This window comes from Halomonas huangheensis, from assembly GCF_001431725.1.
In the GTDB taxonomy this organism is placed as follows: Bacteria; Pseudomonadota; Gammaproteobacteria; order Pseudomonadales; family Halomonadaceae; genus Halomonas; species Halomonas huangheensis.
The window spans coordinates 1808410-1830200 of record NZ_CP013106.1; the positions used below are offsets into that span (position 1 = coordinate 1808410).

Here is a 21791-nt window from a genome sequence, read left to right on the forward strand (position 1 = left end):
ACTTCTTCTTGTTGTGGATTACACTTTCTCTATACAAGTAAATAAAATATAGCTTGGTACTCAAAGATAGAAATAACTGAAAAGTTCTGTCCAAATGATATTTGCGCTCTAGATGAAAAAGTCGCTATTTGTAGAGGGTTTAATATTGATGAATATATAGAAGAAGAATATGGCCAAGCTTGGTCGGTATCTTTAGATGCGGAAAAAAATTGCCTTTGACCACTATGCTGGACAACCTTGGTTTACTCTTGGCGATAGGGTTGTTATAAAAACAGTCTGTTCAAGGGGAAAGATATTTTTTTGACCAAAAAATTGATAAAGAGGTGGTCGTTAGACCATGTTTTATAAGGGAGGTTCAGGTTTTAATATGGTGATTGCTTTCGCGCGGACAGTCTGTTCTGCACTTCGTATGTCGGTGATATAAAGTTTTAGAAACCAAAGGAGTGGGTTTTGTGTGAGGATGTTTTCGATTTAATTTCTACTGGGGAAAGCCAGACTCTGGAAATCAAAGAATCGGTTCGAAACCCCTTGGACTTGTCACGGCTAATCTGTGCCTTTGCAAATGCTGATGGCGGCAAGATATTGGTTGGGTTTAAAGAGAGTTGAGATGAGGTTGTTGGTGTAGAAGAAATCTCGCTCACGAGAATTTATGATAAGGCTATCCAAAAGATTACACCCCAAGTCCAAACGAATCTTAATTTTTTTGATGTGCGGATCATATTCAAGGTAGCAATCATTGAAGTTAAATCAACTCAAGACGTTGTTCTCGCTGATGGCGGCGCATATGTACGAACAGGAAGCATGACGCAACCAATGGCTTGGAGCCAGATCATGTCGAGGCTTCCCGAGGTCCCATCTCCGAAACACATGGAGTCTCTTACACACTCCATTGAGAGCCAAACAAAAATAATTGAGTCTTTACACGAAAAAATTGATGAAGCTAATAGCTGGCAGGCTAAATGGAAAAGTTACCTTATGTCAAGTGTCGTAGGTTTTGTATTTAGCATGGTGCTTTCACTTATGGCGGGCTAATTAAGAAACTGGTGTTGTAATAAATAGTTTTAATTATTTTCTGGGGATAACTCAGATCCATCGGGCGCCATTTTCTCCGCGCTGCTGCGTAAAGGTTGCTGCTGAAAATGCATTGTACATGTTTTAATATCCTAGGGCCTGAGCTTGTATATGAATGTTCTGTCAAGGATCGATATTGCTTCTTGCTTTGTTTCTTCCGCTTGTTGGCTGCGGGAAAACGTCATAAATATTAGCCCAGAGAAGGAGGTTGTGCGGCGTAAATTGAAAGCCAAGAGAAAGGGAGGAACTCCGAACTTATCTGGTGCTTATTTAGTTGATTAGGATATGTCCGTAACGTTTCATGCGTAGTCATTCTGGAACTCTATAGCGGCCGTTTCAGCAGCAATCTCAATTTCGACGCAGACCATATCTCAGGTTCTGCAAAATGCATAACCAAGCGAAGCACTACACAGCCTTCGGCTGTCGGACGCTCGCAAGCTCGCGCCTCTTCTGGCAGCGTTATAAGGGAAACGAATGAGTAGATCTCCCAAGATATCACAAGCCGTAATTACTCTATTTGGTATAGGGCTGATCATTGGTGCAGGTTACCTTTCCTGGATAATATTGGCTAGATTGCTGGCGTTTTTGGAAAGCGCAAACCCATCTGTGTCTGCAGCGGTTGTTGGATCAATGGCTACTGTCCTGGTAGGTGTCGGCGGTGCTCTCTATACACAGGCACAAATCAAGAAAAGAGAAATCGAAGAAGCCCACCGAGCAAGAAAAGTGGAACTTTATAAAGGTTTCCTAGACATGGTTGCAAAAATGACGGCTGAGAATAATGAGGATGTCTCGTTAGAACCCCCATCTCCACAGGAGCTCGTTGATTTTATGCTAGAGTTAAAAACAAATATTGTATTGTGGGGCTCTCCGAAGGTAATAAACGCTCAGCTCAACTTTCAGAAGGTGTCTGAGTCTGGTGGAAATGTACTATTTGCTGTAGATGAATTGTATAAAGCTATCCGTGAGGATATAGGGCTTAGCAACAGAGGGCTTAATAAACGCCAACTGGTAAAAATGTATTTGCGTGATCCCAGTGAGTTGGATGCGATGAGCGCTTCTAACAAGGCATTGCAGCAGACAAGCCGCTGAATTCGACGTTAGGGCGAAAGAAATTCTGAGATAGATGGTAGAGCCAGAGATTCCAGAAGAACAAAAGCATGCCCTGTACGAAAAGTTTCTACGTTTGTTCAAGAGGTGTTCGGATCAATCTAAAAATGCTCATTTACACCGCGAAAACTGCGCTTTTTCGATTGGTTCCGCCTTGCCTGATCATCGCTCGCCGACTTTTCGCACAATGCCTAAAGCGTGACAGCGACGTTGACATCCTGGTCGTGGTCTCTCATTCGCCTACCTCGCTGCAAAGGACGTCCTTGGTTGCCCGGCTTCCGGTGCGATCGGGAACCCGAAGTGCACCAAACCGGCAGTGCGGACAGTGGTGGCGTGTATGCCTCCGTCGAGCTCAACCTTTGTGCAGAGAGCGGGCAGCCGCTGTTCAGCGGCTGGTTAGTGCTACTCCCGCCTTGGAGCGATTGGGCCGTCCAATGGTTTGGGTGATCCAGTCGCCGGTGGCAGCGAGCTTGTCGAGATCGACGCCGCTGTCGATGCCGAGGCCATTGAGCAGGTAGACGACATCTTCGCTGGCGACGTTGCCGGCGGCACCTTTGGCATATGGGCAGCCACCCAGGCCGGCCACGGAGCTGTCGATCACGGAGATGCCTTCCTCGAGCACGGCGTAGAGGTTGGCGAGTGCCTGGCCGTAGGTGTCGTGGAAGTGGGCGGCGAGCTTGTCGATGGGGATGTCGCGGGCCACGGTCTCAAGCATGCGTTTGGCCTTGAGCGGGGTGCCGGTGCCGATGGTGTCACCCAGCGAGACTTCGTAGCAGCCCATGGCATACAGCGCGCGGCTGACGCTGGCCACCTGGCCGGGATCGATATCGCCTTCATAGGGGCAGCCCAGTACGCAGGACACATAGCCGCGCACGCGCACGCCTTCGGCCAGGGCTCTTTCGACCACCGGCGTGAAGCGCTCCAGCGATTCGGCAATGCTGCAGTTGATGTTCTTCTGCGAGAAGCTTTCCGAGGCCGCGCCGAACACCGCCACTTCCTGAATGCCGCACTCCAGTGCGGCCTCCAGCCCCTTGAGGTTTGGCGTCAGCGCCGAGTAGGTCACGCCGGGCCGAGCCTGTCCCCCTTGCATCAGTGCCTGAACCACCTCGCGGTGATCCGCCATCTGCGGCACCCACTTCGGCGAGACGAAGCTCGCCGCTTCGATGTAGCGATGTCCCGCTGCGGCTAGACGCTCGATGAGCTCCAGCTTGGTGGCGGTGGTAATCGGCTGTGATTCGTTCTGTAGACCATCGCGCGGGCCGACTTCAACGAGACGCACATGTTTCGGGAAGCTCATCGCTGCGATTCTCCTCTATCCGTTGGCGTCGTTGGCGCTGAAGTTCAGCAGCACATCGCCCTGGCCGACATTGTCTCCGGCGCTGAAATGGAAGCTGTCGACGCTGCCGTCGGCAGGGGCGCTCAGCGTGTGTTCCATCTTCATGGCTTCCATCACCATCAGTGCATCGCCCTTGCTGACACTCTGACCGGGTTCGACCAGCAGTGCCACCACGGTGCCATGCATCGGTGCGGTCAGCGAGGCTTCCGACTCACGAGCGCCGGCATCGATGGCGTCGATACGCCGCCACAGCAGGCGGGTTTCTCCCTGAGCGGCGGTCATGACGATCACATTGCCATCGCGACGTGCCTGCAGGCGACGACGATGGCCGTCGAGGGTGACCGCCAGCGCATCGCCGGGCAGATCGGTCAGGCTGGCGGTGAAGTGGATGGCCTCGCGCTGACGCCCCTTGATACTCAACTGCCAGGCATCGGCATCGGCCGCATGGCGTCCTTCGACGATCGTCAGGCTGTCGGGGTCGGGTTCACTGGCGTCGCCAGGATCGCTCAGGGCAATACGAATCTGGCGCGGACCATTGAGGCGAAAGCCATCATGGCGATCCCAGGGAGACTGGCTTTCGCGCTCGGCAGCCAACTGGTGCAGGGCAATCAGCGCGGCACTGGCCAGTTGCTCGGCGCTGGTTTGCTGCTGGGCGAACAAGGTGTCGGCATGGCGCTCGATAAAGCGTGTGTCTAGCTCGGCTGCCTTGAAGGCGGGATGACTGGCGAGGCGCTGCAGAAAGCCGCGATTGGTGACCACGCCCTGGATGTCGAGGGCGGCGAGTGCACGGTTGAGCGTGGCAAGGGCGGCGTCGCGATCCGCGCCGTGCACGATCAGCTTGGCCAGCATCGGATCGTAGTGCATCGACACGCTATCACCGCTTTCCACGCCGCTGTCGAGGCGCACCTGGTGGGAACTCAGGGCCGCACCCTGCATATCCAGCGCAAAGCGTGTCAGTTGACCGGTGGCGGGCAGGAAGTCGTTGTCGGCATCTTCGGCGTACAGCCGTGCCTCGAAGCTGTGGCCGTCGATGCGCAGTGCCGATTGCTCCTTCGGCAGCGGCTCGCCCATGGCCACGCGTAGCTGCCACTCCACCAGGTCCTCGCCGGTGATCATCTCGGTTACCGGATGCTCGACCTGCAGGCGGGTATTCATCTCCATGAAGTAGAAGCGCTGCTGGGCTTCAGATTGATCCTGAGGAGCGTCGAGCAGGAATTCCACGGTACCGGCGCCGACATAGCCGATCTCGCGTGCGGCACGTACCGCTGCTTCGCCCATCTCGCGACGCAGTTCTTCGCTCATACCCGGCGCCGGCGCTTCCTCCAGCACCTTCTGATGACGCCGCTGGACACTGCAATCGCGCTCGAACAGATAGACGCCGTTGCCGTGGCTGTCGCAGAACACCTGGACTTCCACATGGCGCGGTTGGGTCAGGTACTTCTCGATCAGCATGCGGTCGTCGCCGAACGCGGCTCGGGATTCGCGGCGACAGCCGTCCAGTGCGGCCTGGAACTCATCGCCGGACTCGACCACGCGCATACCCTTGCCGCCGCCACCAGCGCTGGCCTTGAGCAGTACCGGATAGCCGATGCTATCGGCTTCGCGGCGCAATACGTCATCCGCCTGATCTTGGCCATGATAGCCGGGGACCAGCGGCACCCCCGCATCGGTCATGCGTGCCTTGGCCGCCGACTTGTCGCCCATCGCGGCAATCGCCGAGGCAGGCGGGCCGACGAAGACGATACCGGCCTTTTGGCAGGCATCGACGAACTCGCCATTTTCCGACAGGAAGCCGTAGCCGGGGTGGATGGCTCCAGCGCCACTGCGCCGTGCGGCGTCGAGTACCCGCTGGATATCCAGATAGCTCTCGCGGGCCGGGGCCGGGCCAAGGCGGATGGCCTCATCGGCCTCACGGACATGGCGAGCATCGGCATCGGCATCGGAATAGACCGCCACGGTACGCAGCCCCATCTGGCGTGCGGTGCGCATCACGCGACAGGCGATCTCACCACGGTTGGCGACCAGCAGGGTATCGAAGGGAGTCGTTCTGATAGGCATGTCAGTCACACTCATGAGCGTGGCTCCGAGGGGGTGGTCGGTGTCCCGGAGGCGGGCGTTTGAGAAATAGCGTCCTGCCAGCTTGGTGGGCGCTTGTCGAGGAAGCTGGCGAGACCTTCCTGACCTTCGTCGCTGACCCGCAGCTCACTGATCACGCGGCAGGTATGCTCGCGGGTGGCGTCACTGTCCGGCGCACTTGCCACCTCTGCGAGCAAGGCCTTGGTGGCGCGACTGGCCTGGGGCGAGGTGCCGAGCAGCGTGTCGAGCATATTGTCGATAGCGGCATTGAGCTGATCACTGGCGACCACCTGGTGGGCCAGGCCCAACTGCTGGGCGGTATCGGCATCCATGACCTCGGCGCTCAGCGCATAGCGGCGCATCTGTCGAGTGCCGATGGCGCGCTGGACGTAGGGGCTGATCACTGCGGGTGACAGGCCGATGCGGACTTCCGACAGGCAGAATTTTGCGCGCTCGGCGGCAATCACAATATCGCAGCAGGCGGCGAGGCCCACCGCGCCACCGAAGGCCGCGCCCTGGACACGGGCGATGGTCGGGCAGGGTAGGGTGTCGAGGCCATGCATCATCGCCGACAGCTTGCGGGAGTCGGCGAGGTTGTCATCGAGGCTGTAGTCGACCATGCGCTTCATCCAGTTGAGGTCGGCACCGGCGGAAAAGCTCTTGCCCTCGGAACCCAGCACCAGCACGCGAACCTGGTTGCGCTCGGCCTGCTGGCGCAGCTCATCCAGGTACTGATTGATCTGCTCGATCAGCGCGTCATCGAAGGCATTGTGAATCTCGGGGCGGTTCAGGGTCAGCCAGGCAACGCCGCGGGAGTCGATCTGAAGCTTTGCAAAGCTTGTTGTGTCTGTCATATACAGCGACCTCATCGGTAAAGCTGTAAGCCGTAAGTTTCAAGCTGTAAGTTTCAAGCTGAAAGAACCCCAGCCAGACCTTCGAAGCGTGCCGCGAACTTCCCGCTTACAGCTTCAGGCTTATAGCTCCCCTTGCGCAGCAAGGGGCTTACATACGGAACACGCCGAAGCGCGTGTCTTCAATCTCGGCATTCATCGCCGCGGCCAGTGACAGGCCAAGTACGTCGCGGGTCTGCGCCGGGTCGATCACGCCGTCATCCCACAGCCGTGCGCTGGCGTAGTAGGGATGCCCCTGGTGTTCGTACTGCTCGCGGGTGGGTTGCTTGAAGGCTTCCTCGTCCTCGGCGGACCATTGCTCTCCGCTCCGTTCGATCTGCTCACGCTTGACCTGGGCCAACACACCTGCGGCCTGTTCGCCGCCCATTACCGAGATGCGTGCGTTGGGCCACATGAACAGCAGGTTGGGATCGTAGGCGCGGCCACACATGCCATAGTTACCGGCACCGAAGCTACCGCCGATCAGTACCGTGAACTTGGGCACCTTGGCGCAGGCTACCGCGGTGACCAGCTTGGCACCGTGCTTGGCGATGCCTTCGTGTTCGTACTTGGAGCCGACCATGAAGCCGGTGATGTTCTGCAGAAACACCAGTGGAATGCCGCGCTGGGCGCAGAGTTCGATGAAATGCGCGCCCTTGACCGCGCTTTCCGAGAACAACACCCCATTGTTGGCGACGATGCCGACCGGGTGGCCATGGATATGCGCGAAGCCAGTGACCAGTGTATCGCCGTAGTAGCGCTTGAATTCGTCGAAGTCGGAGCCATCGACGATACGCGCGATGACCTCACGTACATCGAAGGGCTTGCGCAGGTCGGTGCCGACAATGCCGTACAGCTCCTCGGGGGCATGTTTCGGCGCCCGCGGCTCAACCATCGCCAGGCTGCCGCGTTTCTGCCAGTTGAGGCGGGCCACGCAACGCCGTGCCAGCATCAGCGCATGGGCATCGTTGTCGGCGTAGTGATCGGCCACACCGCTGATACGGGTATGCACATCGGCGCCGCCGAGATCCTCGGCACTGATGCTTTCCCCGGTGGCGGCCTTGACCAGCGGCGGGCCACCGAGAAAGATCGTGCCCTGTTCGCGAACGATGATCGACTCGTCGGCCATCGCCGGGACATAGGCGCCGCCTGCGGTGCAGGAACCCATGACCACAGCGATCTGCGGAATGCCCTCGGCGGACATGGTCGCCTGGTTGTAGAAGATGCGTCCGAAGTGATCGCGGTCCGGGAAGACTTCGTCCTGGCGTGGCAGAAAGGCACCGCCGGAATCGACCAGGTAGATACATGGCAGACGATGCTTGCGGGCAATCTCCTGGGCACGCAGATGTTTCTTCACTGTCAGCGGGAAGTAGGTGCCGCCCTTGACCGTGGCGTCGTTGGCGACGACCACGCACTCGACGCCGCTGACGCGGCCAATGCCGGTAATCACCCCGGCGGCGGGGACATCGCTGTCGTAAACCTCATGCGCGGCCAGTGCCGAGAACTCGAGGAACGGTGAACCTTCGTCGAGCAGGTGATCGATGCGATCACGAACAAACAGTTTGCCCCGCGACTCGTGGCGCTCGCGGGCCTTGTCGCCGCCGCCTTGCTGCACGCTGGCGGTCAGCTCGAACAGGCGCTCGACCTGCTCACGCATCGCCGATTCGCGGGCCTGGAAGTCCTCGGAGCGCGGGTTGATTCTGGTATCGAGAATTGCCATGTATCTCTCCGAGATAAGAGATAAATAAGAGGTAAATAAGAGCTCAGAGATAAGAGGTCAGAGATAAGCAACAACAGAAACTCTGTGACCTGTGACTCCCTGAAGGCTCATATCCGTTATCTGGATTCGTTGAAGATTTCCCGGCCGATCAGCATGCGGCGAATCTCGCTGGTACCGGCGCCGATCTCGTAGAGTTTGGCATCGCGTAGCAGGCGCCCGGTGGGGTATTCATTGATGTAGCCGTTACCGCCCAGCAACTGAATGGCGTCAAGGGCGACCTGGGTGGCCTTCTCGGCGCAGTAGAGAATCACCCCAGCGGCATCCTTGCGCGACGCCCGGCCGCGGTCACAGGCAGCCGCCACCGCGTATAGATAGGCGCGGCAGGCATTGAGCGTGGTGTACATGTCGGCGATCTTGCCCTGCACCAGCTGGAATTCGCCAATCGCCTGATCGAACTGCTTGCGCTCGTGGATATAGGGCACCACCACGTCCATGGCAGCCTGCATGATGCCGATGGGGCCAGCGGCGAGCACGGTGCGCTCGAAATCGAGTCCTCTCATCAGGACTCGTACGCCTTTTCCGACCTCACCGAGGACATTCTCCTCGGGGACTTCGCAGTCCTCGAAGACCAGCTCGCAGGTGTTCGAGCCGCGCATGCCGAGCTTGTCGAGCTTCTGTGCGGTCGAAAAGCCCTTGAAGCCCTTCTCGATAATAAAGGCGGTGATGCCTTTCGAACCGGCATCGGGATCGGTCTTGGCATAGACCACCAGCACATCGGCATCCGGACCGTTGGTGATCCACATCTTGTTGCCGTTGAGGATATAGCGGTCGCCATCCTTGCGAGCGCGTAGCTTCATCGACACCACATCGGAACCGGCACCCGGCTCCGACATCGCCAAGGCACCGACGTGTTCACCACTGATCAGCTTCGGTAGGTATTTGGCCTTTTGCTCGGGGCTGGCGTTGAGCTTGATCTGGTTGACGCACAGATTGGAATGCGCGCCGTAGGAGAGGGCGACAGAGGCACTGGCACGCGAGATTTCTTCCATGGCGATGCAGTGGGCCAGATAGCCCATGCCGCTACCCCCGTCCTCCTCGGGCACGGTGACGCCGAGCAGGCCCATGTCACCGAACTTCTGCCATAGATCGTTGGGGAATTCGTTATTGGCATCGATCTCGGCGGCACGCGGTGCAATCTCGTCACGAGCAAAGGCGTTGACCTGGTCGCGGAGCATGACAAGGGTCTCATCGAGACCGAAATCCAGAGGGGTGTAAGGGTTATGCATGATGAGCTCCCGGTTTCTGGCGCAAGTGCGGGCAATGGAATGAGATGTCGATAGCGCTGCCACACGATAGTGATTACAGGCTATGCAAGGTTTACGTTTACGTAAAGTGTAACTTGGTGGTGTTGCTACCAAAGTCGATGGAGAGACGCACGATGCTGGTGAGGGAGCCGCACGCGGACGGCTTTCAAGTGGGTACTGCAAGGCGGGGCTGTGTCAGCCCCGCTTTGGAGTGGGTGTCGAGTTCTGCCTTGGGTAGGGTGGCTTGCTTCCCTTCAGGCGTTGCCGATCACCTTGAGCAGGTCGCTGCAATCGATCATCGGGTCGTCCTGGTCGATATTGATGCTGGTCTGGTTGAGCACATGGCTGCGGCCGCTGATGGTGTTCTCCACGACGCGATGCAGGCCCAGCTGGCTGCTGCTGTGCATGGTGCCGGTGAAGCGGGTATTGCGCAGCGATACCGTTTCCAGGCTGTCGCCGGGTTTGAGATCACCCTGCAGGTTCATCAATGCCAGCCGCGCAGAGGTGCCGGTGCCGGTGGTACTGCGACAGATCACGCCGGGGTGCACGTAGGTGGCGGACGGTGAGCGGTAGCGGCCTGGGCCGATGGTTTCCACAGGCCCCATGAAATGCAGGAAGGGCAGTGGGCCGACATCGCCGAGATGGTAATGGCTATAGCTGTGCTTGAGCTGAATGGCGGTGACGATGGCATGAGCGCAGGCGGCCAACCGTTCCTGCTCCTCCAGTACCAGTTTGAAGCCAAGCTCGGTGGCATCGACCATGGCGTAGAAGCCGCCGCTGTAGGCCACGCTGTAGGTGATTTCGCCGAGGCCGGGGACTTCGATGAGGGCACGGTGGGTGTCGATATAGCTGGGTAGACCCTCGCAGGTCACCGATTGCACGATGTTGTTGCGGACCTCGGCCTCGACCTGGACCAGTCCGGCAGGCGCTTCGAGGTTGAAGCTCTGGCGGCCCTCACGTTTTTCCACGATACCTGTCTCGAGTACCGCGGTGGCGGTGCACAGCGTGTTGGAGCCGGAATAGATGGGGTAGCCCATCACTTCCATGATGATGTAGCCAGCAGCAGCCCTGGGGTCGCAGGGGGGCACCAGCAGGTCGACTGACATCTCGGGGATACCATGGGGCTCGGTCAGCAGCAGGCGGCGCAGGCCGTCGGCTTCGTCACGCAGGTATTCCATCTGTGCACGTACGGTGTTGCCGGGTAGCGGTTTGATACCGCCCGTGACGATGCGGCTGACATCACCACCAGCATGAGTGTCCATCAGCGAGAAGCTGGGCATGGCGTTGCATTTCCTTGTAGGGAGAGCCTCCGCACGGGAAGGCTCTCGGGTTGGCCGGTAGCTGAGGTCAGTTGGGAGTGATGGCGAAGGGCGCGCCATGTTCCTGCCACTGAGAATCGGGAACGATGACGATCTTGCCGAGAAAGCCCTTGCTGCGTTCGACGAAGTAGCGCTCGGCCTGATGCAGATCGGAGAGTCGGAAGGCGCCATGCAGCACCGGGTGTAGTTGGCCGTTGCGAATCCACTCCACCAGTTGTGCGGCTTCTTCACGGGTGCCGTGGGAGACGCCGAAGATCTGCACCTGGTACAGATAGATGCGCGTCCACATGATCTCGCTGAGGTTGCCGCCGCTGGCGCCGGCAATCGACAGGCGGGGATAGCTGTCGCGGGCCTGCATGTCGAAGATCATGGTGTCGATGAAGCGGTCGGTCATCTCGCCACCCACCAGGTCCATGACCGCATCGATGGGACGATCGCCGGTGGCCTTGCGCACCAGCGCTTCCAGCTTATCGATATGATGGCGGTCGAATACCGCCTCGGCGCCGAGTTTCAGCAGCGCTTCCGCCTTGTCGGGCTGGCTCAGGGCGTAAGGGATGGCGCCGACGGTGCGGCAGAGCTGAATCAGCGCGGTGCCCACGCCGCCGCTGGCACCGGTGACCAGCACGCGCTCGCCGGCGCGAATGCCCGCCGAGGTCATCATGTGGTAGGCGGTCTGGTAGGAGCACATGCCCATGGAAGCCAGCTCAGCATCGGCAAGCTCAGCATTGGCGACATGATGGAACTGAGCGGCCGGGACCACCACATACTCAGCAAAACCACCATCTGCACCGTGGCCATAGTAGTCCGGTGTCAGGTTGATATCGGGACGCTGGTCGGCATAGATATTGAAGTCCAGCAGGCCGCGTTCACCGATGCGAGCGCTGTCGACGCCTTCCCCCACTGCAGCGACGCGGCCGACGATATCGGCGCCCTGAATCCTCGGAAAGGTCAGCGTCGGTTCACCGCCCATGGCGAAGGACGTCACATCCAGCTTGTCGCGTGTCGGGTAGAGCCCCTCGCGTGCCTTGCGGTCGGTGTTGTTCTTGGCGGTAGCGGTGACCTGTACCAATACTTCGCCTGGTCCCGGCTGGGGGATCGGCACGTCGTCGTGATAGACAAGTTTGTCCACGTCGCCATGGGCGGTGAGCAGCATGGCATGCATGCTGGCGGGGATATGGGTCATGTAGGTCCTTTTCCGTTTGGCGTGTAGGGTCAGTGGCGTGTGTCCACAGGCCTTCGGTGGCAGCATTCTGCCCCCGTCTGTGCTGTGCCCCTGATGGGAGCCGTCAGCAGACAGAGCCTGATGGTAACCTGGATACAAGTTGACACTAGCATTGCCTGGAGAGGGATTGAAAGAGGTAATGCATCGCCTGGCAAAGCAGGCTTTGTGCCATTACATTTCGCGTATCGGGCGCATGGAAACGACACCCACCGTCGAACGGAGGGTGTCGTTATCTGCAACTCAGGTTGGATCGGGGCTCGGAATCAACCGACTCGATAGGAAGAGGGCATCTCGGCCAGTAGGCCGCGGCCACCGGCCAGGGTCAGGGCAAGGTCCTGCAATCCCTGATGCAGCGGCAGGTCGCTGGCACCCTTGATGGACAGGTCGAGGCGTTGGGCAAACATCAACAGCTTGTGGAGGCGACGCAGAGGAAGGCGGCGAATGGCCTCCTGGTACAAGGGGCGGCGTTTGTCGAAGATCGGCGGTTTCTGGGCCTTGCAGGCGTGCTCGAAGCTCTGGCCCTGATCGAGGTGCTGATGCAGCGACAACAGAATGCGGATTTCCCTTGTCAGCGCCCACAGTACGATGGGGGCTTCGGTGCCCTCGGCCTGGAGGCCCGCGAGAATGCGAATCAGGCGTTCGCGCTCTCCCTTGAGGCAGGCTTCGACCAGCGTAAAGACGTCGTAGCGCGCGCTGCTTTCGACATCACCCGCCACCTGACGAGGTGCGACCTGACTGCCTGGTGGCAGCATCAGCGCAAGTTTCTGCAGTTCCTGATCGGCGGCGAGCAGGTTGCCCTCGGTGCGCTCGCCGAGCAGGCGTGCGGCGTCGAGCGGTAGATTGAGACCATGAACCTGAGCCCGGTCGCGTAACCAGAAGCCGAGGCGCGAGGCATCGACCGGCCATACCGGGACGAACAGGCCAGCCTTGTCGAGCGCCTTGAACCAGGCGCTCTTCTGCTCGCGAGCATCGAGGCGACCGCAACTGACCAGCAGCATATTGTCACTGCCTGCTGCGGTATTCTCCGCGTACTCCTTGAGCGCCTTGCCGCCTTCCTGGCCGGGTTTGGACTTGCCGAGCCGGAGTTCGATCAACTTGCGTGAGGCAAACAACGACATGCTCGCGGCCGACTCGGTCAGCCGACCCCAGGCGAAGTTGGCTTCAACATCGAGAACGTCTCGCTCCTCGACGCCAGCCTCCCGTGCCTTGCGACGTACCAGGTCACAGGCTTCCATGTGCTGTAGCGGCTCGTCACCGGCAACAATCACCACGGTGGGCAGTGATTTGGCCAGAGCGTCAGGCAGTTTGTCGGCGAAAACCTTCATTCGGTGGCGCGGCTCTCGAGCGGAGTGCTGGCTTCAGCTTGACCGGGGGCGGCAGCCGTGGGCGTAACAGCGGCAGCATCCCCCGACAGCGGCAGAGCACGCAGACGATCGATCATCTGGCGCACGGCCTCACGGCGGGCCCGATCCTGTGCCTCTTCGCGCAGGTCATCTCGTGACAACAGGTTACCGTCCTGGAGGGTGTAGGTATCTGTTGTCTCAAGCGTCTCGCGACTGACGAGATAGGCGCTGTCTGCGGTGCGTTGGATCGAGTAGGGGATATTCAGTACCACTGTTTCATCCTGTCCACCAGAGTTCAGGATGCCGCCGGCGCGGATAAAACTGTCCTCGGGGTTCAGGTTCAGGCGCAACGGGGCATTGTCAGTGACTTGAGTGCCATGAGCCTCGAGTTGTTCAATGAGTTGCTCGGCAAAGGGACTTTCCGCCCCCGGGCCAGCGATGGCAAGCTGGTCGAGCGACAGGACGTCACCGTCGAGGCCGCGAAGATGGAAGCCGCAGCCGGCCAACGCCAGCGCGAGACCCGCGGAAAGGGTGAAGCCGAGGAATTGGCGGCGCTGCAGCATGGGAACTCCTTATCCAGGCGAAGCATCTATTATCCGAGCGAAACGTCAGTTGTTCGGGCGAAAGCGTCAGTACGAGACCAGCCCCAGTCATTACGAGACTAGCCCCAGTCAGTACGCCGTACGAGGCTAACCCCCGGTCAGTGCGAAACAAGCCATAGTGCCCTGATCGAGCGCGATAAGCACCCGACCGGGGCAGTTGAGCTGGCTATTCCGACGGCGACTATCGGTTGGTAGCTTGCTCAGTTGGCCACCACGTTGACCAGCTTGCCCGGTACGACAATAACCTTGCGAACTGTCTTGCCGTCGATGTGGCGCTGGACGTTCTCTTCACCCATGGCCTGGGCTTCGATGGCGTCCTTGGCAGCATCGGCGGGCACTTCGATACGTGCGCGCAGCTTGCCATTGACCTGAACCACGATTTCGACGCTGTCACGTGTCAGGGCCGATTCATCGACCTGCGGCCAGTCGGCATCGATAACCGCCTCGGCATGGCCGAGCTCACGCCACAGAGCATGACAGGCATGTGGGGTAATCGGTGCCAGCAGCAGCACACAGGCTTCCACCGCTTCGCGGGTAACCGCCAGTCCCTGAGGGCTGGTGTCGGTAAAGCGACCAATGGCGTTGCTCAGCTCCATCACTGCGGCGATGGCAGTGTTGAAGGTGGTGCGGCGACCGATGTCGTCACCGGCCTTGGCGATGGTCTCGTGGGTCTTGCGGCGTAGCTCGCGCTGAGCATCGTCCAGGTTCGCAGCGTCCAGTTCACCCGGCTGGCCAGCCTCAACATGCTCGGCGACCAGGCGCCACAGGCGCTTGAGGAAGCGGTTGGCACCCTCGACACCCGAGTCGGACCATTCGAGAGATTGCTCGGGCGGAGCGGCGAACATCATGAACAGGCGCACGGTGTCGGCGCCGAAGCGGTCGATCATCGATTGCGGATCGACACCGTTGTTCTTGGACTTGGACATCTTTTCGATGCCGCCCATTTCCACCGGTTTGCCATCACTGCTCAGTATGGCGCGCAGCGGACGACCCTTGTCATCGCGTTCGACCTCGACATCGGCCGGGTTGAACCACTCGCGGCCGCCGTTATCCAGCGGACGATAGAAGGTTTCAGCGATAACCATGCCTTGCGTCAGCAGACGTTTGAACGGCTCGTCAGACTCGACCAGGCCGAAATCACGCATCAGCTTGTGGAAGAAGCGCGCGTACAGCAGGTGAAGAATGGCGTGTTCGATGCCGCCGATATACAGATCCACCGGCAGCCAGTAATTGGCGCGGTCATCCAGCATCGCCTGGTCATTATCGGCACAGCAGAAACGTGCGTAATACCAGGAGGACTCCATGAAGGTGTCGAAGGTATCGGTCTCACGGGTCCAGCCGTCGCCCAGGTCGGAGAACTCCGGCATCTTCTTGAGCGGTGACCCGGAGGCATCGACAGTGACTTCCAGCGGCAGAGCCACCGGCAGCTCGTCGTCGGTGAGCGGTACGGTCTGGCCTTCGGGGCCGTATTTGACCGGAATCGGCGCACCCCAGTAGCGCTGGCGAGCGACACCCCAGTCACGCAGACGGTAGTTGGTCTTGACGGTGCCGCAACCCTGCTGCTCGAGGCGCGCGGCGATGGCATCGAAAGCCGCCTGGAATTCGAGACCGTCGAATTCGCCGGAATTGATCAACTTGCCGTGTTCGACCCAGGCCGCTTCACTCAGATCGGGGCTGTTGCCTTCGGCATCGGCGATGACTGGCTCGATCGGCAGGTTGTAGCGGGTGGCGAATTCCCAGTCACGCTGGTCGTGACCCGGCACGGCCATGACGGCACCGGTGCCGTATTCCATCAGCACGAAGTTGGCAACATAGACGGGTACACGGCGACCTGTCAGCGGATGCACCGCCTCGAAGCCGGTATCCATGCCGCGCTTTTCCATGGTGGCCAGTGCGGCTTCGGAGGTGCCGCCCTGAGCGCATTCCTCGACGAAACCGGCCAGCTCCGGGTTACCCTGGGCGGCCTTGCGGGCCAGCGGATGGCCTGCGGCCACGGCGACATAGGTCACACCCATCAGGGTATCGGGCCGGGTGGTGTAGACCTCGAGCGGCTCATCACCCTCAACCTCGAACGACAGTTCGACACCGCGTGACTTGCCGATCCAGTTGCGCTGCATGGTCTTGACCTGCTCGGGCCACTCGACATTGTCGAGATCGGCCAGCAGCTCATCGGCGTAATCGGTGATCTTGAGGAACCACAACGGGATTTCCTTGCGCTCGACGGGAGCGCCGGATCGCCAGCCACAACCGTCGATGACCTGCTCGTTGGCGAGTACCGTCTGATCGACAGGGTCCCAGTTGACCGTGGACATCTTCTTGTACACCAGCCCCTTGTCGACGAGGCGGGCGAAGAACCACTGCTCCCAGCGGTAATAGTCGACATCGCAGGTCGCAAATTCGCGATCCCAGTCGTAGGCGAAACCAAGCGCCTTCAACTGGTTGCGCATGTAATCAATGTTCTCGTAGGTCCACTTGCCCGGTGGTACCTGATTCTTGATCGCGGCGTTCTCCGCCGGCATGCCAAAGGCATCCCAGCCCATCGGCTGCAGTACATTGCGGCCCTGCATGCGCTGGAAACGCGTGACGACATCGCCGATGGTGTAGTTGCGAACATGCCCCATATGCAGCTTGCCGCTGGGATACGGAAACATCGATAGGCAATAGAACTTTTCGCGATTGGCGTCCTCAATTGCCTTGAAGCACTGGTTCTCGGTCCAGAATGTCTGGGCGTTGTGTTCAATGTCGTGTGGCTTGTATTGAGCGTCCATCGCGGTCTTCAGGTACCTTGAAGTCAGGCGTGCGTTGAAGCAGAGGCACGCGGGTAGTGGCTGAACGTCCAGCCAGGGGCGTTGTCGACATGTGACAACACGGCAAGCCCTGCTGGAGCGGTAGAGATGCTGGTCATCTTACGCCAAAGCGTGAGGTAGAATTTATGTCGAGCAATTCTACAGTTAACGGGCAATTCTACAGTCAAGTAGAGTGAAGCAACAGGGTGAAGAAGTCGTCTGTTGAACCAGCGCAGAATCCACTCAGGGAGAATTCGCCATGAACAGTGATCAGGAACACAAGGATCAAGGGCACCAGGCAAGCGGCAACCGGGACCATCATCTGCGCGAAGGCTATGAGCGGATGCTGGCACGGCTGCGTGAGGGTGCGGATGAGCTGACCTGGGAAAACCTGCAGCGCGATCTGGATGATGCCGTCCAGTTCGAGGCGGAGTTGGCCGAGTACACCCGCGATGAACTGGCGTTGCTCAGAGCCTGGGTGGAACGTGACCTCAAGGATATGCGGCGCTACCTGGCTGCGGGCAGCGGTAGCGTCGCCACCTGGCTGGGTATCGACCTCGACGTACTGTCGCGCAAGGTCACTGAGTCACTGCTGTCGATAGCGGATCGTAGCGTGGTTGAGCGCGAGCAGCTCGAGGATGCCCTGGAAGCCTCGCGTGCGGACTATACCGCTGGCGAGATCGCCGCCCCCGGGCGCATGGCCTGTGTGCATTGCGACTCAGTGGTGGTTCTCGAGGGCGTGCAACGCATCGAGCCTTGCCATCAGTGTGGGCACCGTTACTTCACTCGCGCCTGACAAGTGGTGAATGGCCACGAGTTGGTGTCGGGCGCAGGCGTTGTTCAGCGCAGCATCGGACACCAACTCGGCCTCTCCGGTCCCTGTCTCTCCGGTCTCTGTATCTCTGTCTCTCCCGGGTCTCTGTATCTCCGCGGGCTCGGGTTATACATCGAGGCCACGAGCGAGCCAGGCGATACCGGCCAGCACCAGACCCGACATGATCAGCGCATAGAGCAGGTTGTAGCGCATCATGCGGTAGCCACTCACGCCGTAACGTCCTTGCAAGGACAGATTGATGCCGGAGAGTGGGCCGACACTGGTACCCACTGCCCATGAGGACAGGGCGACAAAGCCGAACAGGGTCTGGTGTGTACCATCCAACTGCAGCATGGAAGCAAGGATCGACACGCCGATGATTGGATGAAGGCCGGCGATGGCGCTGATCACGATCGCCACATAACTGGCCATGGCCGGCACGGTGCCGAAATCAGGAAATAGGGTCCAGTCACCCTGGGTTGCGGCGTCGACCAGATCAGACAGCCCTTTGGTCAACAGCCCGGCGCACAGAAATAACGTGATCTCGCCACGCATGGCCGGTAGGCGGTAGTGAACGTGCCGGGTGATCCGCGTTCGTGCCAGCTCCACTCCACCGCGTGTCAGGTTCGCCAACAGGGCGATGCTCGGCATCAACAGCGTGATGATACTGACGATGGTCAAACCCGGAGTCAGCACATAGTGAAACAGCATGACCATCGCGGCCATGGAAACAGGCATCAGCAGGCTGCGCGGAGCCAGCGAGAAACCGGGCACCTGCTGTACGTCGAAGCGCCGTGACAGCTCCACTACTGTGAACAGGCCGCTGAACAGTGCCAGCGGCAGGCCTAGAGACACCAGGTCGGTATAGTCGAGTCCCGGCGCCAGAGTAATCACCACACCCATCGAGGCAAAGAACGGTGACCATAGTGCCGCGCTGGACAGGCCACGATTGAGGCCAAGCAATTGTGGGTCGCTCAGTGGTCCGCGGCGCTCGAGGCGATCGCCGATCATGAATACCGTCGACAGGTTGAGAATGGCACCAAGCAGGTGGACACCCAGCCAGGTACCGGCGATACCACGACGGCCTGTGATCGGGCGAGTTGTCGGCGTGACCTGCTCCGTAGGGCGGCCGATCAGGGCGATGAAGCTGACGCCTACCAGCATGGCGGCTACGAAAACATTGCCGTCGAGTACGTGCAGGATATCGATCGATGCGCCGTACACCCAGCGAGCCACCACCAGCATGAGTATCCCGAACGCTGCCAGGCTACCGGCCTGAAGTTGGTTTCGGCGAGGAATGTCACGCCACATCAGCGCAACAGAAGACCACAGCAGTACGCTGACAATCGGAGTGGGCACTGAAGGCATCGCGAAGGATAGAATCTGGATGATCAATCCGGCCAGCGTGAATATCCCGGCAAGGCGATGGCGTAAGGGCGGCTGAGGCTTGGGCGTGGTGGTCATGAATTCTGTGCCTTCTCCCTGGCTGGCGGATACTTAGCGATAATAGGCGCACCAGGACTTAACGCGATAACGACCACTCGATAGCAGCGGCCTCACGTTCGTCGTCGAGTCGGGTGAGCATGGCTTTGGCAGCATTCGATAGAGTACGGTCGCGATGCACCAGGTACCCTAGCGGTCGCTGAATGGAGATGCCGCCGACATCGAGCGCGGCCAGCTTGCCGGCCTCGATGTCGGCGCTGACCAGCCGCTCCGGCAGCAGACTCCAGCCGAGTCCGGCGATAACCATCATCTTGAGGGTTTCCAGGTAGTTCGTCGACTGGGTAACACGCAGATTCAAGTGGTGTTCGGCAAGACGCTGCTCAATCAGTTGGTGAGTAAAGGTCAGTGGGCCGGGCATCAAGGCATCGTGCTCACTGAGAGCTTGTGGCGAAGAGTGCTGCTGCTGGGCCAGCGGGTGTTCGGGGCTGGCTACCAGCAGCATCTGATCGACCCATACCGGCACCACACGCAGCTGCGGGTCGGGGTCAGTGGTCAGTGTCACCAGCGCCACCTCGATATGGCCATCGAGGACACCCTGATAGGCCTGCTCGGAATCGAGGAAGCGTAGGTCGAGGCGCACTTCGGGGTGATGATGGACATAGTCACCGAGAATCGGTGGCAGGCGGTGCAGGCCAATATGATGGCTGGTGGCGAGAATCAGCTCACCGCCGATGGCACCGTCGAGGTTGCCCAGTGCCCGGCGACTGTCATCGACCATCACCAGAATCTGCCGTGCCCGCGGCAGCAGCACGCGACCGGCCTCGGTGAGGCTTACCCGACGACCGATGCGATCAAAGAGTCGGGCACGGGTCTGGCTCTCGAGAACGGCGATGCGCTTGCTGACGGCAGGCTGCGTAAGGTGCAGTTGTTCAGCCGCTCGCGAGAAACTGCCGCAATCGGCCACCGCCAGAAAGGCCTGTAGGCTTTGGGTGTCCATGAGTAAGGTCCAGAGCTACCAGGTTAAGAGTTAAGAGCTGAGAGCTGTAAGTTGTAAGCCGTAAGTCGTAAGTCGTAAGTCGTAAGTCACCCCCGCAGTGGCGGGCCTGGAGCTATTGAGTACACTTTTGCTGGTTACTATTCCTTTCAGGAATCGATTTCATAAATAACATGAATTGCTTTTATTTGGGAAGGGCGTGAGACTTGTCCCATAAACCGAGTATCCAGTACAGGCGCTACGCACAGGCGCTGAACTTTCTACCGGACCGATGACAGCAACAGAGAGGCGTACGACCAAGCCTCCGAGGAGAACCCATGGCAGGCCAGACACTTTACGACAAGTTGTGGCAGCAGCATCTCGTCAAGGAACGTGATGATGGCACGGCGCTGATCTATATCGACCGTCAGTTGCTGCACGAAGTCACTTCACCTCAGGCATTCGAGGGGCTGCGTCTCGCCAGCCGCAAGCCCTGGCGTCTCGATGCCAACCTTGCAACTCCTGATCACAACGTGCCGACCACGCTCAAGGAGCGTGCCGAAGGCAACAGCGGTATCAAGGACCCGGTGTCGTTGATTCAGGTGCAGACTCTTGACGATAACTGCGATGCCTTTGGCATCGAGGAATTCCGGATCAATGATCCACGTCAGGGCATCGTGCACGTGGTCGGCCCCGAGCAGGGCGCAACACTGCCCGGCATGACGGTGGTGTGCGGTGATTCGCATACCGCTACCCACGGCGCCTTCGCTGCGCTTGCGCATGGCATCGGTACTTCTGAAGTCGAGCACGTGCTGGCGACCCAGTGCCTGTTGGCCCAGAAGATGAAGAACATGCAGGTGCGTGTCGAAGGCCAGCTCGGCACCGGCGTCACCGCCAAGGACGTGGTGTTGGCAGTGATTGGCCGAATCGGCACCGCTGGTGGTACCGGCTACGCCATCGAATTTGCCGGCAGCGCCATCCAGAGCCTGAGCATGGAAGGCCGCATGACGGTGTGCAACATGGCCATCGAGGCCGGCGCACGCGTTGGTCTGATCGCCGTGGATGACACCACCATCGATTATCTCAAGGGGCGGCCCTTTGCGCCTCAGGCGGGCGATTGGGAAGCGGCAGTTGCCGACTGGCGTAGTCTTGTATCCGACGACGACGCGGCCTTCGACAAGGTGGTACACCTTGATGCGGCGGATATCGAGCCACAGGTCAGCTGGGGCACCAGCCCGGAAATGGTGACCGGAATTGGTGGCGAAGTGCCGGACCCTGCGGGGGCCGATGACGATACCGTGCGTGGCAGCATCAGCCGTGCGCTGGAATACATGGGCTTGTCGCCGCGTCAGAAGATTACCGATATTCGCCTCGACAAGGTGTTCATCGGCTCCTGTACCAACTCGCGGATTGAAGACCTGCGCGAGGCGGCGAAGGTGGCTCAGGGTCGCAAGGTTGCCAACACCATCCAACTGGCGATGGTGGTGCCGGGCTCCGGTCTGGTGAAGCGTCAGGCCGAGCAGGAAGGGCTCGACAGGATCTTCATCGAGGCGGGTTTCGAATGGCGTGAGCCGGGCTGCTCCATGTGCCTGGCGATGAATGCCGACAAGCTGGGCGCCGGGGAGCATTGCGCCTCGACCTCCAACCGCAACTTCGAAGGGCGTCAGGGCTATGGTGGCCGTACGCACCTGGTCAGCCCGGCGATGGCCGCCGCGGCAGCGATTGCCGGTCATTTTGTCGATGTCCGCAGCTTTGACGCCAGCAGCGCAACAGGGGAGGCCTGAG

General features: G+C 59.6%; 16 protein-coding genes. 4 read left to right on the forward strand and 12 right to left on the reverse strand.

Annotation, left to right across the window (positions count from 1 at the left end; all coding sequences use genetic code 11):
* Nucleotides 1-450 precede the first annotated feature (450 nt).
* Nucleotides 451-606 carry an AlbA family DNA-binding domain-containing protein gene (locus AR456_RS21785; RefSeq protein ID WP_081694735.1) on the forward strand — a complete coding sequence of 52 codons (156 nt, stop codon included), beginning with the start codon at nucleotides 451-453 and terminating at the stop codon, nucleotides 604-606.
* Between the two features lie 939 nt (nucleotides 607-1545).
* Entirely contained in the window at nucleotides 1546-2160 is a 615-nt protein-coding gene (locus AR456_RS08150) for a hypothetical protein (RefSeq protein WP_021820902.1), read from the forward strand.
* Between the two features lie 403 nt (nucleotides 2161-2563).
* On the opposite strand, the gene AR456_RS08155 is transcribed toward AR456_RS08150, so the two are convergent.
* The 10 genes from AR456_RS08155 to leuS all read right to left on the reverse strand — a co-directional run bounded on the left by AR456_RS08155 (nucleotide 2564) and on the right by leuS (nucleotide 16758).
* Entirely contained in the window at nucleotides 2564-3475 is a 912-nt protein-coding gene (locus AR456_RS08155; RefSeq protein ID WP_021820903.1) for a hydroxymethylglutaryl-CoA lyase, read from the reverse strand.
* 15 nt (nucleotides 3476-3490) lie between these two features.
* Nucleotides 3491-5572, reverse strand: coding sequence for an acetyl/propionyl/methylcrotonyl-CoA carboxylase subunit alpha (locus tag AR456_RS08160; RefSeq protein WP_021820904.1), 2082 nt, complete (start codon nucleotides 5570-5572; stop codon nucleotides 3491-3493).
* Between the two features lie 11 nt (nucleotides 5573-5583).
* Nucleotides 5584-6444, reverse strand: a complete 861-nt coding sequence (locus AR456_RS08165) for an enoyl-CoA hydratase/isomerase family protein (protein WP_021820905.1) — start codon at nucleotides 6442-6444, stop codon at nucleotides 5584-5586.
* 148 nt (nucleotides 6445-6592) lie between these two features.
* Entirely contained in the window at nucleotides 6593-8200 is a 1608-nt protein-coding gene (locus tag AR456_RS08170) for a carboxyl transferase domain-containing protein (RefSeq protein ID WP_021820906.1), read from the reverse strand.
* 116 nt (nucleotides 8201-8316) lie between these two features.
* Nucleotides 8317-9486, reverse strand: a complete 1170-nt coding sequence (locus AR456_RS08175) for an isovaleryl-CoA dehydrogenase (protein ID WP_021820907.1) — start codon at nucleotides 9484-9486, stop codon at nucleotides 8317-8319.
* Between the two features lie 272 nt (nucleotides 9487-9758).
* Nucleotides 9759-10784: a proline racemase family protein gene (locus AR456_RS08180; protein ID WP_021820908.1), complete on the reverse strand. Its 1026-nt coding sequence runs from the start codon at nucleotides 10782-10784 to the stop codon at nucleotides 9759-9761.
* A gap of 67 nt (nucleotides 10785-10851) precedes the next feature.
* Nucleotides 10852-12006 carry an alcohol dehydrogenase catalytic domain-containing protein gene (locus AR456_RS08185; protein ID WP_021820909.1) on the reverse strand — a complete coding sequence of 385 codons (1155 nt, stop codon included), beginning with the start codon at nucleotides 12004-12006 and terminating at the stop codon, nucleotides 10852-10854.
* A gap of 302 nt (nucleotides 12007-12308) precedes the next feature.
* Entirely contained in the window at nucleotides 12309-13370 is a 1062-nt protein-coding gene (holA, locus tag AR456_RS08190; protein WP_021820910.1) for a DNA polymerase III subunit delta, read from the reverse strand.
* On the reverse strand, nucleotides 13367-13951 hold the full coding sequence (locus tag AR456_RS08195) for an LPS-assembly lipoprotein LptE (RefSeq protein WP_021820911.1): 585 nt from the start codon (nucleotides 13949-13951) through the stop codon (nucleotides 13367-13369). The genes holA and AR456_RS08195 overlap by 4 nt, the downstream gene beginning before the upstream one ends.
* Nucleotides 13952-14190: 239 nt before the next feature.
* A complete protein-coding gene (leuS, locus tag AR456_RS08200) occupies nucleotides 14191-16758 on the reverse strand; it encodes a leucine--tRNA ligase (RefSeq protein WP_021820912.1) in 2568 nt (855 codons plus the stop codon).
* Between the two features lie 277 nt (nucleotides 16759-17035).
* Between leuS and AR456_RS08205 the strand changes: the two genes are divergently transcribed.
* Nucleotides 17036-17572, forward strand: a complete 537-nt coding sequence (locus tag AR456_RS08205; RefSeq protein WP_021820913.1) for a zinc ribbon-containing protein — start codon at nucleotides 17036-17038, stop codon at nucleotides 17570-17572.
* A gap of 144 nt (nucleotides 17573-17716) precedes the next feature.
* Here AR456_RS08205 and AR456_RS08210 read toward each other — a convergent pair whose 3' ends face one another.
* A complete protein-coding gene (locus tag AR456_RS08210) occupies nucleotides 17717-19054 on the reverse strand; it encodes a hypothetical protein (protein ID WP_021820914.1) in 1338 nt (445 codons plus the stop codon).
* Between the two features lie 58 nt (nucleotides 19055-19112).
* The gene (locus AR456_RS08215; protein ID WP_021820915.1) at nucleotides 19113-20030 is read right to left on the reverse strand and encodes a LysR family transcriptional regulator; all 918 of its coding nucleotides are present in this window, start codon (nucleotides 20028-20030) and stop codon (nucleotides 19113-19115) included.
* A 314-nt stretch (nucleotides 20031-20344) separates the two neighbouring features.
* Between AR456_RS08215 and leuC the strand changes: the two genes are divergently transcribed.
* A complete protein-coding gene (gene leuC, locus AR456_RS08220) occupies nucleotides 20345-21790 on the forward strand; it encodes a 3-isopropylmalate dehydratase large subunit (RefSeq protein WP_021820916.1) in 1446 nt (481 codons plus the stop codon).
* The last annotated feature ends 1 nt before the right edge of the window (nucleotide 21791 follow it).

Excerpts from the sequence above, each read along its gene's own strand:
- AR456_RS08195 (WP_021820911.1), bottom strand. The coding sequence starts at position 13,951 with ATGCTGCAGCGCCGCCAATTCCTCGGCTTCACCCTTTCCGCGGGTCTC.
- AR456_RS08210 (WP_021820914.1), bottom strand. The coding sequence starts at position 19,054 with ATGACCACCACGCCCAAGCCTCAGCCGCCCTTACGCCATCGCCTTGCC.
- AR456_RS08185 (WP_021820909.1), bottom strand. The coding sequence starts at position 12,006 with ATGACCCATATCCCCGCCAGCATGCATGCCATGCTGCTCACCGCCCAT.
- AR456_RS08205 (WP_021820913.1), top strand. The coding sequence starts at position 17,036 with ATGAACAGTGATCAGGAACACAAGGATCAAGGGCACCAGGCAAGCGGC.
- AR456_RS08215 (WP_021820915.1), bottom strand. The coding sequence starts at position 20,030 with ATGGACACCCAAAGCCTACAGGCCTTTCTGGCGGTGGCCGATTGCGGC.
- AR456_RS08180 (WP_021820908.1), bottom strand. The coding sequence starts at position 10,784 with ATGCCCAGCTTCTCGCTGATGGACACTCATGCTGGTGGTGATGTCAGC.
- holA (WP_021820910.1), bottom strand. The coding sequence starts at position 13,370 with ATGAAGGTTTTCGCCGACAAACTGCCTGACGCTCTGGCCAAATCACTG.
- leuC (WP_021820916.1), top strand. The coding sequence starts at position 20,345 with ATGGCAGGCCAGACACTTTACGACAAGTTGTGGCAGCAGCATCTCGTC.
- AR456_RS08175 (WP_021820907.1), bottom strand. The coding sequence starts at position 9,486 with ATGCATAACCCTTACACCCCTCTGGATTTCGGTCTCGATGAGACCCTT.
- AR456_RS08170 (WP_021820906.1), bottom strand. The coding sequence starts at position 8,200 with ATGGCAATTCTCGATACCAGAATCAACCCGCGCTCCGAGGACTTCCAG.
- AR456_RS08155 (WP_021820903.1), bottom strand. The coding sequence starts at position 3,475 with ATGAGCTTCCCGAAACATGTGCGTCTCGTTGAAGTCGGCCCGCGCGAT.
- AR456_RS08160 (WP_021820904.1), bottom strand. The coding sequence starts at position 5,572 with ATGCCTATCAGAACGACTCCCTTCGATACCCTGCTGGTCGCCAACCGT.
- AR456_RS08150 (WP_021820902.1), top strand. The coding sequence starts at position 1,546 with ATGAGTAGATCTCCCAAGATATCACAAGCCGTAATTACTCTATTTGGT.
- AR456_RS08165 (WP_021820905.1), bottom strand. The coding sequence starts at position 6,444 with ATGACAGACACAACAAGCTTTGCAAAGCTTCAGATCGACTCCCGCGGC.
- leuS (WP_021820912.1), bottom strand. The coding sequence starts at position 16,758 with ATGGACGCTCAATACAAGCCACACGACATTGAACACAACGCCCAGACA.